The 18,587-nt window shown below is 60.9% G+C and carries 17 protein-coding genes; 16 read left to right on the top strand and 1 reads right to left on the bottom strand.

The genetic code is table 11. The features are described 5' to 3' along the window. The first annotated feature begins 2 nt into the window (after window positions 1–2). The 9 genes from NKJ28_RS09945 to NKJ28_RS09905 all read left to right on the top strand — a co-directional run bounded on the left by NKJ28_RS09945 (window position 3) and on the right by NKJ28_RS09905 (window position 12,605). Window positions 3–1,091 (top strand): ABC transporter ATP-binding protein, encoded by a 1,089-nt coding sequence (locus tag NKJ28_RS09945; protein ID WP_023674193.1) that lies wholly within the window; start codon window positions 3–5, stop codon window positions 1,089–1,091. A gap of 655 nt (window positions 1,092–1,746) precedes the next feature. Next, a complete protein-coding gene (locus NKJ28_RS09940; RefSeq protein WP_023674194.1) occupies window positions 1,747–4,875 on the top strand; it encodes a PAS domain-containing protein in 3,129 nt (1,042 codons plus the stop codon). A 374-nt stretch (window positions 4,876–5,249) separates the two neighbouring features. After that, window positions 5,250–8,087, top strand: a complete 2,838-nt coding sequence (locus NKJ28_RS09935; protein WP_352571427.1) for a sensor histidine kinase — start codon at window positions 5,250–5,252, stop codon at window positions 8,085–8,087. Next, window positions 8,084–8,725: a response regulator transcription factor gene (locus NKJ28_RS09930; RefSeq protein WP_023674196.1), complete on the top strand. Its 642-nt coding sequence runs from the start codon at window positions 8,084–8,086 to the stop codon at window positions 8,723–8,725. Before NKJ28_RS09935 ends, NKJ28_RS09930 begins: the two co-directional genes overlap by 4 nt. Before the next feature lie 2 nt (window positions 8,726–8,727). Further along, a complete protein-coding gene (locus tag NKJ28_RS09925; protein ID WP_031211076.1) occupies window positions 8,728–9,117 on the top strand; it encodes a response regulator in 390 nt (129 codons plus the stop codon). Further along, a complete protein-coding gene (locus tag NKJ28_RS09920) occupies window positions 9,107–9,790 on the top strand; it encodes a response regulator transcription factor (RefSeq protein ID WP_031211078.1) in 684 nt (227 codons plus the stop codon). The genes NKJ28_RS09925 and NKJ28_RS09920 overlap by 11 nt, the downstream gene beginning before the upstream one ends. A 558-nt stretch (window positions 9,791–10,348) precedes the next feature. Next, a complete protein-coding gene (locus tag NKJ28_RS09915; RefSeq protein ID WP_502899049.1) occupies window positions 10,349–11,329 on the top strand; it encodes an alpha/beta fold hydrolase in 981 nt (326 codons plus the stop codon). Between the two features lie 50 nt (window positions 11,330–11,379). After that, window positions 11,380–11,742, top strand: a complete 363-nt coding sequence (locus tag NKJ28_RS09910; protein ID WP_023674201.1) for a hypothetical protein — start codon at window positions 11,380–11,382, stop codon at window positions 11,740–11,742. A 113-nt stretch (window positions 11,743–11,855) separates the two neighbouring features. Next, window positions 11,856–12,605 carry a glucose 1-dehydrogenase gene (locus tag NKJ28_RS09905; protein WP_023674202.1) on the top strand — a complete coding sequence of 250 codons (750 nt, stop codon included), beginning with the start codon at window positions 11,856–11,858 and terminating at the stop codon, window positions 12,603–12,605. 264 nt (window positions 12,606–12,869) lie between these two features. Here NKJ28_RS09905 and NKJ28_RS09900 read toward each other — a convergent pair whose 3' ends face one another. Further along, entirely contained in the window at window positions 12,870–13,097 is a 228-nt protein-coding gene (locus tag NKJ28_RS09900) for a DUF680 domain-containing protein (RefSeq protein ID WP_352571370.1), read from the bottom strand. 470 nt (window positions 13,098–13,567) lie between these two features. Between NKJ28_RS09900 and NKJ28_RS09895 the strand changes: the two genes are divergently transcribed. The 7 genes from NKJ28_RS09895 to NKJ28_RS09865 all read left to right on the top strand — a co-directional run bounded on the left by NKJ28_RS09895 (window position 13,568) and on the right by NKJ28_RS09865 (window position 18,558). Then, window positions 13,568–14,359, top strand: a complete 792-nt coding sequence (locus tag NKJ28_RS09895) for an alpha/beta fold hydrolase (protein ID WP_023674204.1) — start codon at window positions 13,568–13,570, stop codon at window positions 14,357–14,359. Between the two features lie 66 nt (window positions 14,360–14,425). Next, window positions 14,426–15,184 (top strand): SDR family oxidoreductase, encoded by a 759-nt coding sequence (locus tag NKJ28_RS09890; protein ID WP_023674205.1) that lies wholly within the window; start codon window positions 14,426–14,428, stop codon window positions 15,182–15,184. Between the two features lie 46 nt (window positions 15,185–15,230). Next, on the top strand, window positions 15,231–15,632 hold the full coding sequence (locus NKJ28_RS09885) for a cupin domain-containing protein (RefSeq protein ID WP_023674206.1): 402 nt from the start codon (window positions 15,231–15,233) through the stop codon (window positions 15,630–15,632). Window positions 15,633–15,683: 51 nt separating this feature from the next. Continuing rightward, window positions 15,684–16,331: an HD domain-containing protein gene (locus NKJ28_RS09880; protein WP_023674207.1), complete on the top strand. Its 648-nt coding sequence runs from the start codon at window positions 15,684–15,686 to the stop codon at window positions 16,329–16,331. A gap of 266 nt (window positions 16,332–16,597) precedes the next feature. Then, window positions 16,598–17,119 (top strand): carboxymuconolactone decarboxylase family protein, encoded by a 522-nt coding sequence (locus tag NKJ28_RS09875; RefSeq protein ID WP_023674208.1) that lies wholly within the window; start codon window positions 16,598–16,600, stop codon window positions 17,117–17,119. A gap of 137 nt (window positions 17,120–17,256) precedes the next feature. Further along, on the top strand, window positions 17,257–17,694 hold the full coding sequence (locus tag NKJ28_RS09870) for a CBS domain-containing protein (RefSeq protein WP_031211084.1): 438 nt from the start codon (window positions 17,257–17,259) through the stop codon (window positions 17,692–17,694). A 129-nt stretch (window positions 17,695–17,823) separates the two neighbouring features. Next, a complete protein-coding gene (locus NKJ28_RS09865; protein WP_352635283.1) occupies window positions 17,824–18,558 on the top strand; it encodes a sensor histidine kinase in 735 nt (244 codons plus the stop codon). The last annotated feature ends 29 nt before the right edge of the window (window positions 18,559–18,587 follow it).

Genomic DNA, 18,587 nt, shown 5'->3' with positions numbered 1-18,587 from the left:
TCATGGGACGGATAACGCTGACCAACATCGATCGCGCTTACGGCAAGATGAAGATCTTGCACGGCATCAACCTCGACGTCGGTGACGGCGAGATGCTGGTCCTCGTCGGCCCGTCGGGTTGCGGCAAGTCCACGCTGCTGCGGTTGATTGCCGGGCTCGATCGGCCGACCGACGGCAAGGTCGAGATCGACGGGGTCGACGTCACTAACGTTTCGGCCGCGCAACGCGGTCTGGCGATGGTGTTCCAGTCTTACGCGCTCTACCCGCACATGAGCGTGCGCCAGAACCTCGCCTTCGGGCTTGAAAACATTCGTATGCCGAAGGCCGAGATCGACGCGCGGATCACGGAAGCGACGCGCATGCTGGAAATTGCTCCCTATCTAGACCGCCGGCCCGGTCAATTGTCGGGCGGCCAGAAGCAGCGCGTGGCGATCGGCCGTGCGGTGGTGCGCAATCCGACCGCCTTTCTGCTCGATGAACCGCTGTCCAACCTCGATGCCGAACTGCGCATCACCATGCGCGCTGAACTGGCGGGCCTGCACCGGCGGCTGGCAACCACGATGGTCTACGTCACCCATGACCAGATCGAGGCGATGACGCTGGCGGACCGCATCGTGGTCATGCGCTCGGGGCGGATCGAACAGGTCGGCCGGCCGCTCGATCTCTACAACGCGCCGGCCAACCTGTTCGTCGCCGGCTTCATCGGCGCGCCGCGGATGAACCTGCTGCCGGTGAAGGTGCGTTCGGCAAGCGGCGCCGAGGTGCGTGTCGAAGGTCCAGGCGGGCTGTCGGCCTCGATCGCCGCCGACGGGGTCGCGCTGAAACCGGGAGACGACGCGACGCTTGGCATCCGGCCACACGACATCCAACTTTCGAATGGCGGCAAGGGATCGGTGGAAGCGCGGGTAACGCTGGCCGAGGCGTTGGGACCGGAAACAGTTGTCCACGCCACCATTGCCGGCGACAGCAAACTTATCGCCGTTCTCAAGCAGCAGGGCGTTGAATCGCAAGGGCCGCCGATCAACCTCGCTCTGCCGCCGGAGCGCATGCATCTCTTCGATGCCGCCGGGCTGCGTGTCGCACCGCGTTAGCCGGCGGCAAGATAGTGGGTTGCTTTTCATGAACCCTCGCAACTGCGCACAGCGAATGCGTGTTGCGCTTGTCAAAATAGGTGAACGTTAAGACAACCGAACTCTTCAAGAGGGCGCTCTCTGCGATCATTGCTGCCACAGGATGATCCGGAAACACTTCAAAGTGGATTTTCTCGTGGGCGGTCTTCGGCACTACGGAGATCCGCGCCGGCACGTTCGCGCGCCTGAATCCGGCTGACTGATAATACGACCTGTGCTGAGGTTCAGTACGAACTACCGATCAGGTTCTGTTGTCCGGCTTCGTCATCCAAAGGACCGGGATGCGCCTGATCACGCTTGCGCCATTTGGCATTCTGCTCTTCGCAGGCGCGATGTGGCTGCTGTCTGCTTCGACGAGCGGTAGCGTCTTACCTGTCCGGCTCGTATTCCCAGTGATATGTGTTGATGCATCGATCCGCGTCGCTCCTCGCGCGAGGCCATCGTAAGGGCCCCCGTAGCGGCGATATCTCCGCGCAATGCATGGATTTCCATGAGATGCAGCCGAGGCATGGCGGAACTAGATTTAGGCGGTGAGTTCGCCTGTCCAGATATTGAAAACAAGTGCTATATCAAGCGCTGACCGTCCCCAGGCTTTTTTGTCCGACAGGAGAAGCCAATGACAGCAGCGTCCAACTCACTTGGCGAAATCGACCCCGAAGCAACGCTTGCGCTGCAAATCATCGAGAGCATGCCCGGCCACGCGTGGGCAGCCGATGCCGCCGGAAGATTCACCTATGTCAGCCCAAACACCCTGGCGTTCCTCGGCAACACGCATGAGGGTCTCAACACTTCCGAAGACGACGATGAGTTCGGCTGGCGTCGAGCCGTCCATCCCGACGATTATGATCCTGTAGCCGCCAGATGGCGGCATTGCCTCGAAACCGGCGATCCCTATGATACCGAGCATCGCCTGCGGCGCGCCGATGGCGTCTATCGCTGGTTTCGAAGCTCAGGACGACCTTTTCGCGATAGCCAGGGGCGCATCATTCAATGGTACGGCACGACAATAGACATTGAGGACCAGAAGCGGGCCGAGTCAGCATTGCGCGACCGGGAGCGGGAACTCTCGCAACTCGTGGACATGGTCCCGAGTCACATCTGGCGGCTCGATCCCGACGGCGAGCCGATCTTCTTCAATGGGCGCATGGTCGACTTTCTCGGCCTCGACGTAGCGGATCTGGACCGACCGGGCATGAGCCGGCTGGCGGTGATGATACAGGCCGCCGTTCATCCGGACGACGCGGCAGCATTCGGCGATGCACTCCGTGGTTGCTTCGCTACCGGTGCGAGCTTCGCGATGCGCTATCGCCTGCGCCGTGCCGATGGCGTCTATCGCTGGATGTCGAGCCGGGCGGAGCCGATGCGCGATGACGCCGGCCGCATCGTCCAGTGGTACGGCCTCTGTCACGACATAGACGATCAGATGCACGCCGAAGCGGCGTTGCGGCAGAGCGAGCAGCAACTTCAGCACATGATCGACGCGGTGCCGGTCCGCATCTGGAGTGTGATGCCGACCGGCGGGCCGGTCTACTTCAACAAGCGATACCAGGACCATTTCCGCTCCGTTATCGCGAACTTTGATGTGCTCGGCGAGCCGGGCATCGAAACGTTGCTGCACGAGGTGATTCATCCCGAAGATGCGCCCGAGGTGCAGCGCACGTTGTTGACCTGTTTCGAAACTGGCGGCGGCTCCGCGATGCGGTTTCGCTGGCGCGAAAAAGACGGCACCTATCGCTGGGCAGAGTGCAGGGTCGAGCCGCGGCGCGATGACGACGGAACGGTCGTGCAGTGGTACGGGGTTTCTCTCGACATCGACGATGAGGTGCGCGCGCAGGCCGCGTTGCGCAAAAGTGAGCGGCGCCTTCAGCAGCTGATCGACACCGTGCCCGCTTTGATCTGGAGTACGACACGGGAAGGGACGCCTTCCTACGTCAACAAACGGTTCACCGATGTAACCGGGGCCACGCTCCACGACATCACCGCCCCGGACGGGTCGCCGTCGCTGAGCGTGATCCACCCAGACGATATCGACACCGCACGGCAGGCGATCCGCCATTCATTCGCAACGGGCGTGCCTTACGTTCAGAGATATCGCCAGAGGCGGGCCGACAGCGGCTATCGCTGGACCGAGACTCGCGCCGAGCCGCTGCGCGACGAAGATGGCAGCATTCTCCAATGGTACGGCGTGAGCGTCGACATCCATGACCTGGTGACCACGCAAGCCGCGTTGCACGACCGGGAACGAGAGCTCTCGCAGCTCGTCAACATGGTTCCGAGCTACCTCTGGCGGCTGTCTCCCAACGGTGAGCCGACCTTCTTCAACAAGCGCCTGATAGATTTTCTCGGCCTGGACATAGCGGACGCGGAAAAGCCGGACACGAGCCTGCTGGCGGCCTTCATTGCCACCGTCGTCCATCCCGACGATGCAGCCAGCCTGAAGGAAGCACTCGACAGCTGCTTTGCCACCGGCGAGCGCTTCTTCATGAAGTATCGCCTGCGCCGTGCCGATGGCGTTTATCGTTGGATGGAGGGCCGCGCGGAGCCGCTGCGGGACCAGGGTGGACGCATCGTCCAATGGTACGGCCTTACGCACGACATCGACGATCAGCTGCGCGTCGAAGAGGCGCTGCGCGAGAGAGAACGCGCTCTCTGGCAGCTCGTTGAAACGCTGCCGGCAATGATCGATTGCGCCGCGCCGGATGGCGAACCGATATATCGCAGCCAGCAGCTCCGCGAATTCCTCGGATACAATCTTGAGGAATTGGACGAAGCGGGAAAGTCCCGGCTGGCTGGCACACTCGACGCCGGTGTTCATCCCGACGACCTGACAGGTGTCAAAGAGAGATATGCCCATTGCCTGTCCACAGGCGAGCCGTATGCGCGACGGCACCGTCTGCGGCGCTTCGATGGTGAATATCGCTGGGTCGAGACGCGCGCCGCGCCGATGCGCAACGCTGAAGGCGCCATAGTGCAGTGGAACGTTATCTGCCTCGACATCGAAAATGAGGTGCGGACACAAGAGGAGCTTCGGCTGGCACAAGAGAGACTTGCGCGTGCGAGCCAGGCGGCGAGCCTTGCCGAACTCTCCGCATCCATCGCTCATGAGGTGAACCAGCCGCTGGCCGCCATCGTAGCCAACTCCAACGCATGCCACCGTTGGCTGTCCGCCGAGCCCCCGAACGTCGAGCGCGCGAAGATCACGGCCGAGCGTATCATCCGCGATGCCAACTCGGCGGCGGATGTCGTCAGCCGCATCCGTGCCTTGTTCAGACCTTCGCTTGAAATGAGAACCAGCACACCGATCCCCAGCGTCGTTGCCGAAGCACGTGACCTTATGGCCGAGGAAGCCATGCGGCGTCGCGTTCGCATGGACATCGACGTCGAAAGCAACCTTCCGCTGGTTGCGTTCGATCGCGTCCAGATTCAGCAGGTCCTGGTCAACCTCATTCGCAACGGCATGGAGGCGATGGACAACACGGCGGGCGACAAGGTTCTCGGAATGCGCGTGCGCCGGATAGAGGACACGATCCAGACCGAGGTCCGCGACCGAGGCCCGGGTATCGAACGTCCCGACAAGATATTCGAGCCGTTCTTTACAACGAAAGGGAACGGAATGGGCATGGGGCTCGCGATCTCCCGTTCGATCATCGAGTCTCACGGCGGACGCCTTTGGGCGGAGAATAGCGTGCCGCGTGGGGCGACATTCATCTTCACCCTCCCGGTTGAAGCGAAAGCTGCGCAATAACTGGCGGCGCTCAGTAAGCGCTTGGTTTTTTCGGCTCTCGGTGAAGGGGCGCCGCCGCCCCGTGCAATGCATGGATTTCCATGAGGTGCGGTTGGGGCGTGGCGGGATTAGGGTGGCTACGTGAGTCCGTCAGCCCAGTCCAGCTATCAAGAGCAAGTGCTACACGAAGCGCCGACAATCTCCAGATTTTGTTTGTCCGTCAGGGGCACCCGATGACGATAGCGCCCAACTCACTTGGCGAGACCGATTCCAGCGCAACGCGCGCGTTAACGCATGACTTGGACCGATCCGGACCGGGAAGTGGCCGATCTTTCGCGACGAATGAACCGGGCCTGATTCGCGGCAACATGATCAGTGATCTTGAAAGAGGCAGGTTGTCGCGCGTCTGGTCGCACCGTCCCCAATTCTTACATCTGGGGCTTTTTATTACGGCCTATGTCCTGGGCTGCGGCTTCGCCCAGTCGCTCGCAATCATACCTGGAACAGGGATTTCCATTTGGCCTCCGAGCGGGCTTTTCATCGCTACGCTTGTCTTCGCCTCCAGGTATAGCTGGCCGTGGTGGGTGCTGGGGGCCTGTGTGGCAGAACTGTTCAGCAACTTCTTGTGGTTCCACACTCCGCTGCCCGCGGCCTTCCTGATCTTTGCCGGCAACGCTCTTGAAGCGGTGGCCGGCGCATGGCTTGTGAACCAGACCTGCAAGCGCCCAGTTCGGCTGGAAACGTTGCGGGACGTTCTCGCATTCGTCGCACTGGCCGCTGGAGTTGCGCCAGTTGCAAGCGCGACGGTGGGAAGTGCGGCGCTTTCGTGGTTTGGCATACAATCGCAAACCTTTGCGACGGCTTGGCCGCTGTGGTGGATCGGAGACGCGACGGGAGTCCTGATCGTAGCGCCACTGGCGCTGGTCGTGTTCCAGAACTGGCGCGGCAAGGCGCAGCTCTCGGCGGCGCGGTGGATGGAAGCTTGCGTCCTGGGGCTGATCTTTCTTGGTACCGCCGCCCTTTCCTTGAGCGGCTATCTGCCCTTCGCCTACATCATCATGCCGCCTCTTCTTTGGGCCGCGGTGCGCTTTGAGTTCCGAGGCGCCGCCGTAGCATTGACCGTTCTCGCTCTGATCACGGCGGTATTCACGATATCCGGCGCCAGCCAATTTGCCGGCGATCCCGAGTCCCAGAAGCACAACCAGATCATGCTGCAGCTTTTTCTGGCCATCTCTGCATTTTCGGCGCTCGTCGTGGCCGCCATTTCCAGGCAGCATCAGGCGGCGGTGCTCACTTTGCGCCAAAGTGTGGAGACCTTGCGGGAGCGGGAGCGAGAACTCTCGTTGCTGGTCGAAATGATCCCCGCTCACATCGCCCGTATGGCGCCCAACGGCGAACCAACCTTCTTCAGCAAACGCACGACAGACTATATCGGCCTCAACGACATCGCGGACTGGGACAAGCCGGGCACGAGCCGCCTGGCGACCGTGGTCGCGGCAGCCGTCCATCCCGACGATGGACCCAGGATGAGAGAATGGCTCAGCCGCTCGCTCGCCACCGGCGAACCCTATCCCATAAGGTATCGCCTGCGTCGCGCGGACGGCGTGTACCGCTGGAGGGAGGGCCGCGCCGAGCCGCTGCGGAACCAGAGTGGGGCGATCGTGCAATGGTACACGGCCAGCATTGACATCGACGATGAGGTGCGCGCGCAGGAGGCATTACGCGACCGGGAGCGGGAGCTCTCGCAGCTTGTCGACATGGTTCCGAGCCATGTTTGGCGCCTGACGCCGGACGGCGAGCCGACCTTTTTCAACAAGCGAATGGTCGACTTTCTCGGCCTTGACGTAACGGATTTGGACAAACAGGGCATCAGCCGGCTGGCGGCGATGATAGCGGCCATCGTCCATCCGGACGACGCAGCAGCATTCGGCGATACGCTCAGTCACTGCCTCGCCACCGGTGAGCGCTTCTCCATGAGGTATCGCTTGCGCCGCGCCGATGGCATCTATCACTGGATGTCGAGCCGGGCGGAGCCGATGCACGATCACGCTGGGCTGATCGCGCAGTGGTACGGTCTCTGTCACGACATAGACGATCAGATGCAAGCCGAAGAGGCCCTGCGGCGGAGCGAATTGCAGCTTCAGCAGATGATCGACGCTGTGCCGGTCCGCATTTGGAGCGCGGTGCCGACCGGCGGGCCGGTCTACTTCAACAAGCGATACCAGGACCATTTCCGCGCCGTCATCGCCAATTTCGAAACACTCGGAGAGCCGCGCATCGAGGAATTGCTGCAAGAACTGGTTCATCCCGAAGATGCTCCCGAGGTGCTGCGCACGTTGCTGAGCTGTTTCGAAACAGGCGGCGGTTCCGCGATGCGGTTTCGCTGGCGCGAAACAGATGGCTATCGCTGGGCGGAGTGCAGGGTGGAGCCGCGGCGTGATGAAGACGGGGCGGTTGTGCAATGGTACGGGGTTTCCCTCGACATCGACGAAGAGGTGCGCGCCCAGGAAGCGCTGCGACAAGCCTCCGACAAACTCGCGCAAGCCACTCAGGCTGCAAGTCTCGCCGAGCTTTCCGCTTCGATCGCGCACGAGGTGAATCAGCCGCTGGCCGCGATCGTCGCCAATTCCCATGCATGCCACCGTTGGCTGTCCGCCGCCCCTCCGAACGTCGAACGCGCGAAGATTACGGCCGAGCGCATAATCCGGGACGCTAATTCGGCGGCGGACGTCGTCGGCCGCATCCGCGCGCTGTTCAAGCAATCCACCGAGACGAGGACCAATGCGACGCTCAGCAGTGTCATCGCAGAGGCACGCGACCTCGTGGCCGAGGAAGCGATGCGTCGGGGCGTTCGCACCAGCGTTGATGTCGGAAGCGACATTCCGCTAGTCGCGTTCGATCGCGTCCAAATCCAGCAGGTTCTGGTCAATCTCATCCGCAACGGCATGGAGGCGATGGACTCTGGTGCGGATGACGGAGTTATCAGCATCCGCGTGCGCCATATCGGGGATGTTGTCCAGACGGAAGTCAGAGATCGCGGCCGGGGCGTCGCGTTTCCCGACCGGATATTCGAACCGTTCTTTACCACGAAAGAGCAAGGGATGGGCATGGGACTGGCGATCTGCCGTTCGATCATCGAGTCGCACAGCGGGCGTTTATGGGTCGAGAAGAACGAACCACGTGGAGCGACGTTTATCTTCACGTTGCCGATTGAAGCGAAAGCGGCGTCATGACGACGGACGGCCAAATTGTCTTCATCGTAGATGACGATGAACGCATCCGGGAGGCGCTCAGTGAGCTGCTGGCTACACACGGCATGTGTGCCCTAGCGTTCGGATCGGCGGGCGATTATATCCGCGCTGACAAGCCGGACGTCCCTGCCTGCCTCATCCTCGATATCGAGTTGCCGGATATTAACGGCCTCGATCTGCAGCGGCAGATTGCCGAGGGCGATCATCCGCCGATCGTTTTCCTGACGGGACATGGCGATATCCCGTCCTCGGTGCGTGCGATCAAGCACGGCGCCGTGGATTTCCTGACTAAGCCCTTCAGCGATGCAGACCTCATGGCCGCAATCCATGCGGCGATTGCCCAGGATCGGGTACAGCGATCGGAGCGCGCCGAGCTGGGCGTGTTGAAGCAACGTTATCTCGAGCTGACGCCGCGCGAACGTGAGGTGCTGCCGCTGGTGGTCAGTGGTCTGCTCAACAAGCAGGCGGCCGCTGAACTGGGGATCAGCGAAGTTACGCTGGAAATTCATAGAAGGAACGTCATGCAGAAGATGGTCGCGGCGTCGCTCGCCGACCTCGTTCGCATCGCCGAGCGATTGGGAATACCGATCACGCACTCGCGCCGGGCAGGGGGGAACTGAGGGTGAGCAAGCGGAGGCCTGTCGTGGCGATTGTCGACGATGACCCAAGACTGCTCGAGTCGCTGGAGGACCTTCTGGAGTCCGCCGGCTATGTGGCCCGCAGCTTCTCGTCGGCAGGGTCGTTGCTGGTCAGCGGCCTGTCTGGATTGGACATGCTTATCACCGACATCGGGATGCCAGGCATGGACGGCTTTGAACTTCGCGACTTGGTCAAGAAGGCGCGTCCGGATCTGCCTGTGTTCCTGATCACCGGCCGCCACGAGATAGTGGATCAGCACCGCGCCAAGGGCATTGGCAGGCTTTTCCGCAAGCCGTTCGATGGCCAGGCACTGCTTGCGGCGATCGGCGACGCTTTGCGCAACCCAGAAACGGAGGCTGAACATGAGAGTTGACCAATTGCCCTTACCGAGATCGACGCCGTCATCACAGCAGCGAAGGGCTGAAGCCGAGCAGCCGCTGGTCATTATTGTCGATGATGATGCCTCTGTTCGGGAGGCGCTGTCTGAATTGATCCTGTCGGCGGGTTTCCTGCCGGTGTGCTTTACCTCAACCCGTGAATTGCTTGACGCCGACGTGTTGGAGAGCCCCGGCTGCTTGATCCTCGACGTGCGCATGCCGGGGACGAGCGGTCTCGATCTGCAGCACCATCTTGCGAAAAACGGCAACCCCAAACCCATTATCTTCCTGACCGGGCATGGCGACATCCCGATGACTGTCCAGGCGATGAAGGCCGGCGCCGTGGACTTTCTCACCAAACCGGTGCGGGATCAGACGCTGCTTGACGCTGTGATCGCCGGCATTGCGGTGGATGCCAAGCGGCGGGCGGATGCCGTGATCGTCAAGCGCAACATCGAGCGCGTCGAGACGCTGACGCCGCGCGAGCGCGAGGTCCTGCGTGAAGTGGCGCGCGGACGCCTCAACAAGCAGATCGCCTTCGACCTCGGCATCAGTGAAGTGACGGTCAAGCTTCACCGCGGCAATGTCATGCGCAAGATGGAAGCCGCTTCCATCGGTGAGCTGATCCGGGCGTGGGAAACGCTGCCCGCGCCGATGCGCGAGGTCTAGATTTTGGCACAAGCCGATCCATGCCCCATCCAATAGGATCGCCCGGCGCGCCCGGCCATTTCAGGTGCTTTCTCAGCGCGCCCAGGCCTCCTGCCTGTTGGTACGCTCGTGCTGCTGCGGGTGATCCCGATGTACATCGGTGGTCCTGTTGGTGTTTCGCGGCAAGGCCGCGCCAAACATCGGTTACCACTGAGCGGCGCCCTTTGGCGGCGCCAGTCTGACCGACAAAGTCGCAACATTTCATGCAACAGCAACTGACGCCGGCCATGCCGCGTCGGTCCCCGCGCCGCTACCCAAGCCTAAATTGACGTGTGTCTATAAGAGCTTGCCTCAGCCCGGCCCTATCTTCGGCGTGCCTGCCCTGCACTTTGGCATCGTATGACAGATGCTTCCGTAGAATAGGTTCGCGGCCCGGATCGATGCATCCTGTTCCTCGCAAGCCATCACGACCGTCGCGTTTCTACCGCTCCTCGCTCGCTCCTCCCCGAACGCGACCGCACAGGCCGACTCGACGGTCGTGATGGTGAGCAGGATGCTCAAAGCACATGGATGGATATGATGAACAAAGACGGACTTTTCTCCGTCGGCGGATCTCGCCGCGATGTCTTGTTGGCAGGCCTGATCTCTACGGCAGCCGCCGGACTGCCCCGCGCTGCTTCGGCAACGAGCCGAAAACAAAACCTTCCCTCTTTCCCCTCAATCAAAGGAACCAAGACGATGAGCACCATCACGACCAAGGATGGCACCGAAATCTACTACAAGGATTGGGGCAAGGGTCCTGTCGTCACGTTCTCGCACGGCTGGCCGCTGAATTCCGACGCCTGGGACGGCCAGATGCTCTTTCTTGCCCATAACGGCTTTCGGGTCGTTGCGCATGACCGGCGCGGCCATGGCCGATCGAGCCAGGCCACGTCCGGCAACGACATGAACGGCTATGCGGACGATCTTGCAGCCGTGATCGAGGCGCTGGATCTCCGGGACGCCACGCTGGTCGGCCATTCCACCGGAGGAGGCGAGGTTGCTCGCTATATCGGACGGCACGGGACGAAGCGGGTGGCCAAGGCTGTTCTTATCGCCGCTGTTCCGCCGATCATGGTGAAAACGCCGGCCAATCCGGAAGGTCTGCCGATCGAGGTATTCGACGGCATAAGGGCTGGCCTCGTCAAGGATCGTTCGCAGTACTACCGGGACCTCGCACCGTTGTTTTATGGCGCGAACAGGCCAGGCGCCAAGGTTTCCCAGGGGACTCTGGATCAGTTCTGGCTCTGGAGCATGCAGGCGGGTCTCGTGAACGCGTACGAAAGCGTCAAGGCGTTCTCCGAGACCGATTTTACCGAGGACCTCAAGAAGTTCGACGTACCAACCCTCGTCCTGCATGGCGAGGACGATCAGATCGTCCCCGTCAAGGACTCGGCAGTCAAGTCGGCCCGATTGATCAAAGGCGCAAAGGATATCTATTACCCCGGCGCGCCCCACGGGATCACGGCCACGCACCAAGATCAGGTCAATGCTGACCTGCTCGCCTTCATCAAAGGATAGCACGCCCTCAGTCACGACCGCATGTTCTCCGCAATTCCTTGGAGCCGCCGATGACCACCTTTGGCAATATTTCGCGCGCCCTGAACCGCATTTCGGGTGGCGCGCCAGGTCAAACCTTGTGCGCTCGCATAGCCGAGCGGTGGCCTGAATGCTGGTTCTGTCGGCTCATGTCCCGGATTGTGGAACCGAACCACTGCGCCATCGAGCTGGAGCGCTGGCAGAGGCGCGAAACATATGCTGCGCCACGGCTGCCACTCGGGCAACTGCGCCTGTGCAGCGCGGAGGCGATCGCCGGCGTTCGACACTACGTCGCGCTGTCGGGGGTCGCCGCCGCGCGCTTGTTCTGCCTTGAAGGCCAAAGCGCTCTCCAAGACGTCAAACTGGCTAAGCGCCGGGAGTTTATCAATCGGTAGCCGTTTGCGATTGCCGCTCATTTTGGCGGTCTCAATTCGGCGTGAAATTTTCTTGGCGAGCAGTTGCGACTATCGCAGCAGCACCGGCACTATTTTTCGAAGGCAGGAACGAAATGGGCGCACTCTCGGGCAAGATCGCAGTGGTCACCGGCGGAAACAGCGGGATCGGACTATCGGCTGCAAAAATCTTTGCGGCCGAGGGCGCGCAAGTCGTCATTACCGGCCGCCGGCGGCAGGCGGTCGAGGAAGCGGTCGCACAGATCGGGGCAGGCGCGCTGGGCATTCAGGGAAATGTGGCCGACGTGTCGCACCATGACGAGGTAGCGCAACAGATCCGCCAGAGGTTCGGGGCGCTCGACATCTATATGGCGAACGCCGGCATAAACACCATCACGCACTCGGCCGACGTCTCCGAGGCAGAATATGATGCGCAATTTGCCGTCAATACGCGGGGCGTCTTCTTCGGCGTCCAGAAGCTGATTCCGGTCATGCGGAATGGCGGCGCAATCATCCTCACAGGCTCGCTGGCCAGCGAGAAGGTTCTGGACGGTCATGCTGTTTACGCGGGCTCGAAGGCGGCCATAAATGCCTTTGCGCGCGGTTGGGCGATCGAACTGAAGTCTCGCGGCATCCGGGTCAACGTGCTCAGCCCAGGTCCGGTGGATACGGCTATTCTCGATAAGCTAGGCGTACCGTTTGAGCAGCGCGGGCTGTTTGAAAAGGCGATGGCGGAGGCAATACCCCTGGGCCGGATGGGGCAGCCGGAAGAGCTGGCAAAAGCTGCTCTGTTCCTTGCCTCGGACGCGAGCAGTTTCGTCACGGGCATCAATCTGCGGGTCGACGGCGGGATGGCAGTGCTCTGAGCCACGACTGCGATGTCGCGCCAATAGACTGGCGAATAACGCCGGAGCAATCGGTCTTCCTCACGACGATTTTCCGGGAAGCTGCCGCACGAATCCCGCCAAATAGGTCGGAGGCGAGACGTTTTGTCGACGTGGTGCAAATTGAGCCACGTAAATGGCAAGTCGCATTGCAGGGATCGACGCGCAAGAGAGAAGTCGGCTCGCCGATACGGCGGAGGGACCGAGGTCACGCCCCGGTCCTTCAAATTTTTCTGTAGGTCGGGATCAGTGACCCCAGATGCCCTGGCCATATTCATCGTTGGGAACAGTCGGCTTGCGTGCGGTTTTCGGCACCCCGATATCGTTGTTCATTTTTTGGATCGAGGATGTATACATGTTGTCAGAGGCAGTCGCAGGCTGCTGGGCTCCGTTTGATCCATAGTGGTCGCTTCCGGCAGTGGCGCTTCCTGCTGTAATAACAAACACGGCGACAGCAAGGACTGTCATTTTCATTTCAGTAACTCCATTGATAGTTTGGATGGTATTCACACATGCAAATATAAATGTCGTGACGCAGCGACACGATCAGACGGTCCGGCTGTTTGACTCATACCAAGGCATTGGGCGATGCGGGCCGAAGGCCAGGAACTATGTCGTTGACGAGAGGAGGCTTTGCCGCCGTGTTCGATCCGGCCGGCTCACCAGCGCTCAACGGATCGACCGCGCCAGGTTCTCGCCACGGCGGCAGCGAAGTCTTGCAAACACAACTCTCTGGCCGCGCGCCCTCAGTGTCTGTTCCGGCTACCGCCGACAATGCACACCCGCATAGATAGCTCAATCATGCTGCAGGGCACCTGATCTCCCTGGTGACCTACCCTGCACCTTGGCATTGTATGACAGACCCTTCCGCACAATAGGTTGGCGGGCCGCGTCGGCGCATTCTCCTGAGCATTGGTCACCACAGGCCACACGGGAGAAAGCAAATGCGAAACATAACTCGAGTCCTGGCCCTCACCGCAGCGCTTGCCGCGTCGGGCGGCGGGATGGCGCAGGCCGCGAATTCTCAGCCCAAGCCGACGATCGTGCTGGTGCACGGCGCCTTCGCGGAATCGTCGAGCTGGGATGCAGTCATCACCAAGCTCAGCAAAGACGGTTATGTAGCGATAGCCGCAGCTAATCCGCTCCGCGGCGTTGCCAGCGATGCGACAGCAGTCTCAGCCATCGTCCGGTCGGTTTCCGGGCCGGTCGTGCTGGTGGGGCATTCCTACGGCGGGCCTGTCATCACCGAGGCCGCCAATGGCAATCCCAATGTGAAGGCATTGGTCTACGTGGCGGGTTTCGCGCCGGATACCGGCGAATCGAGCCTTACGTTGTCCAGCATGTTTCCCGGCAGCACCTTGGGGAGCGCGCTTGCTCCCGTCGCGTTGCCGGACGGCGGACAAGACCTCTTCATCGAGCCGGCCAAGTTCCGCGCCCAGTTCGCCGCCGACGTTCCGCAAGAGCAGACTTTGCTGATGGCTGCCACTCAACGCCCTGTTGCGCAGGCGGCTCTGGCTGAAGCCTCGGGCGTCGCCTCATGGAAGACGCTGCCGTCCTACATGATCTACGGCTCGGATGACCGCAACATCCCGGCAGCCGTCATGAGCTTCATGGCCAAGCGTGCGCACGCGGTAAAGACCGTCGTCATCGAGGGTGCGTCCCACGCGCTCATGGTTTCGCATCCCGACGAGGTCACGTCACTCATCGAGGATGCTGCTGCATCGGTCAGTCAGTAGCAGGCCGGAAACGCCCAGCATCCGATCGAGCAACGAAAATAGACACGCAACACCAGGAGACCAGACATGAAGATCGTCGTCATCGGCGGAACCGGGCTGATCGGTTCAAAGACCGTGGAGAGACTGCGAAACAAAGGACACGACGTGCTTGCGGCGTCGCCGAATTCGGGCGTCAACACCGTTACGGGAGAGGGTCTGGCGGCCGCGCTTGCCGGTGCGCAGGTCGTCGTCGACCTCGCGAACTCGCCGTCGTTCGAGGAAAAGGCTGCCCTGGAGTTCTTCGAGGCATCCGGGCGTAATCTTTTTGCCGCCGAAACGGCCGCCGGCGTCCGTCATCACGTGGCGCTGTCGGTCGTCGGTACCGACCGGCTGCAGGGCATGGGCTATTTCCGCGGCAAGTTGCTTCAGGAAAAGCTGATCAGGGAGTCCGGAATTCCCTACACCATCGTTCACGCCACTCAATTCTTCGAATTCACCGCCGCCATCGCAAACACGGGCGCCGTCGGGGATACCATTCATATGTCGCCGGCCTACTTCCAACCCATGGCGGCTGATAATGTTGCCGATGCGATGGCGGACGTCGCGCTTGCCGCGCCGTTGAACGGCATGATCGAAATTGCCGGCCCGGAGCGTGTTCGCATGAGCGAACTTGTCGAGCGCTTCCTGAAGGCCACCAACGACCCGCGCAAAGTCGTCCCGGATCCCGGCGCGCTCTACTACGGCCAAGTGGCAATCGACGATCGAACGCTGGTGCCCGGCGAGAACGCGCGCATCGGCGCCGTGCGTTTCGATGATTGGCTCAGCCGATACACACCACCGAAGTAAGTAATCATCGGATAGGCCCGCCATTCGCACAACAAGGAGACCAGACATGATCAAAACACTTCTCTGCGCCGCGCTCACCTCCGCTTCCGTCACCGCAGCAATGGCCAATGACGCCGCCAGCGTGAAGCTTGTCTACGACCAGGCTCTTCCAAACGTGCCCGGCAAGAGCATGAAAGCCGTGCTCGTCGAGTACGCGCCTGGGGGTACGTCGCCGGCTCATACCCATCCCAAATCCGCGTTCATCTATGCCACGGTCCTGCAGGGGGCGATCCGAAGCCAGGTCAACGACGGGCCGGTGAAGACTTATCGCGCCGGCGAGAGTTTCTCGGAATTCCCTGGCGACCGTCATGCCGTCAGCGAAAACGCCAGCAAGACGGAAGGCGCTCGTCTGCTTGCTATTTTCGTCGTCGACACCAGCGAGACGGAACTGACGACGAACGCGAAATGAAATCGTAGCCCCCGGGACCATCGGGGCGTACGCGAAGGGACGGTCAGTGACATGAATTCGATCGCCATCCGCACACTTGCGGGGATTTTGGTCCCCGATACTCCGCTTGTTGGCCGAGCGATCGAACATGCCCGCGCTCGATGTGAACCCTACCTGTTCAACCACGTGGTCCGATCCTGGCTTTTCGCGGCCCGGATCGGACAGATTCAGAATATCCAGCACGACGCGGAGGTTGTTGCGGTTGCAACCCTGTTGCATGACGTCACGCTCAATGAGGACTTCGCCGGGCCGCGCCGTTTCGAAGTGGAAGGCGCCGATCTTGCCCGCACCTTCGTTCGGGAGGGCGGCTTCGACGAGCGGCGCGCCCAATTGATCTGGGACAGCGTCGCCCTCAACTCGACGCCGTCAATCGGCCTCTACAAGGAGGCTGAGGTGGCGCTTTGCACAGCCGGCATCTGTCTCGATGTCGTCGGCTTGCAATACAGCCTCATTTCGTCAGCCGAGATTGCAAAGATCATCGGTGAGTTTCCACGCCTCCAAATGAAGCGACGGATGACGCGATGCTTTTGCCATATCGCCGAGGTCAGGCCGGAAACCACCTACGACAACTTTGCCCGGGACTTCGGCGAGCGCTTTGTTTCAGGCTACAAGGCGACTTCGGCAGTTGATCTTGTGATGAACGCTCCCTTCGAAGAGTGAACGCAGTTTCGATCCAGGTTCTATCGACACCGGTCGGTTCAGCCTCGCCCTTCAAGTGACCCAAACGCTGTGCGCCCGTCGCATGCCTGCGCCAAAGCGAATTGCCGGGGGCAGCGGTCAGGTGCCAATTTCCACCTCCTATACTTCGGTTTAGGCGCCCCAACCCAATCGAGTGGCAATACATATCATCGGCACGATAGCAACAGTTCGTCTCACCGGTCATCCTTACGCTGCAATGGATCGCAAACACCTCAAGGAGATAAGTAATGAATATTGCAGCGTCACCGGTCGCTCCGAAAGGAAAAGCCGTCGCCCAACGCGCGAGTTATGCGGAGCAGTCGCCGGAACTTCTGAAGAAATTTATTGAATTTCTTGGTGCGACGCGAGAGGGGTCGATCGAAGAACCGATCCGCGACCTTGTTGCAGTCCGAGCCGCGCAGCTGAACGGGTGCACCTTCTGCCTCGATATGCACGTCAAACAGGCGAAGATCCATGGCGAGCGCGAACTGCGCCTTTACCACCTGGCAGCCTGGCGGGATTCGACCTTGTTCGTTCCTCGCGAGCGCGCAGCCTTGGCATGGACGGAAGTCTTGACCAAGCTGCCCGAGCAGGGTGTCCCCGACGAGATCTACGATCGGGTCAGGTCGCAGCTTTCCGAGAAGGAAATTTCCGATCTGACCTTCGTTGTCATGGCGGTCAATTCTTGGAACCGTCTGAACATCGGCTTCAAACCCGTCCCGGGCTCGGGGGATGCGAAGTTTGGCCTGAGCAAAGCAGCACTGAGCTAATCTTTGGAACGGGTCAGAATGGCGCTTGTTTGCGCGCCATTCTGACCGGCCAGGCGAAGGCGCCGAGCTCGGCGACCAACACTGGAACCGATCTCAGCCTCCCGGCCGCGGCCGCGAGGCGCTCTCAGGAGGGCGTCATGCGCATTGACAGTCTGCATCCAGTAATATCGGCCCGTCTCATGGTGATTGATGTCGACGCTCCACTCCGCAGTGCAGCACTCTCACTTTCCAGGCCCGCAATAGGCCTGGTCGTGGTGTGCCACGGCAGTGGGGAGGCGGCAGGCGTGCTGAGCAAGTCCGACCTTGTCCGCCATCTGGCGAATTCAGGGCCAACAGAAGCGCCGATTGCGGCATTGATGAGCACGTCCATCGTGTCCTGTGGTCCCGATGACGACCTTCATTCAGTCTGGCAGACCATGGCCGCGCAAGGCCTTCAGAATGTGCCGGTGCTAGGGGCTGACTCGAAACCGCTAGGCGTCCTCGATATCCGTGATGCGATGAAGGCGCTTTTCAAACAAGAGGAACTGCAGGAACGGCTGCTTGCCAACTACATCAGCGGAATCGGTTATCAATAGAACTTGGTCTATCGTTTGGATATACAGAAGTATGTATCGGAGCCTTCTTAGATATAATGGAAAATAAATGCCGTGAATTATAGCGTATTGAAGCAAATGGGTGTCGACTGAGCCAAGCGGGGGCATGAAATGTTTCGTCCGGACATAAAAGAAGATGTCTTCGACAGCCCGCCCGATGGTTCTGGAAGTAGTATGTCCGTGCAAATGTCGACGGCCGGCATCGTCCATGACCTGGGCAATCTCATTCAGGTCGCGTCGTCGGCGTTGAACCACCTGGCCCGCGATCCGAGCATCCAAGCGGCTCCGGCGCTTGGGCCTGTAATTGCCGGCGCCAAAACGGCTTTGGAACGGGCTGGGGACCTTGTCCGGCAAACCATCAGCCTGGCCCGAGAGAGCCACGCGGAAATCGAATGCACAAACGTAGGTGCTTGCCTGGCTGAGATCGAAACCCTCGTGCGGAGCGCCTTGGATGCCAATTTCGATCTTGAGCTTCGGGTTGGATCCGACCTGCCTTTGGTGAGATGCGACCGCTTTGGATTGCAAAATGCGGTTCTGAATCTTCTGTTCAACGCGCGCGATGCAATGCCTGACGGCGGTTTCATCTCGATCGATGCCGGCTTGGCCTCTGAAAGCTCTACCGCCGGTCAGGTAGATATCCGTGTCGCGGACAACGGTCTCGGGATGACCAGCGAGACGATGGTCTGCGCCTTCGATCCGTTCTTCACCACCAAAAGCGAAGGCCTCGGCGGCGTCGGTTTGCCGATGGTGAAGCGCTTTGTCGAGCAGTCAGGCGGAAGCATCGCTATTCAGAGCACACTTGGGGCAGGCACGACCGTCACTCTGCGGTTGCCTGCGGTGCGATAGCGGCCGGCCAATCTCCCCCCGGTGACAGA

The sequence above is a fragment of the Mesorhizobium sp. M0145 genome (assembly GCF_040322355.1).
GTDB lineage: Bacteria > Pseudomonadota > Alphaproteobacteria > Rhizobiales > Rhizobiaceae > Mesorhizobium.
Note: the sequence above shows the minus strand (reverse complement) of the source record. Positions and strands in the feature narration are given on the sequence as shown.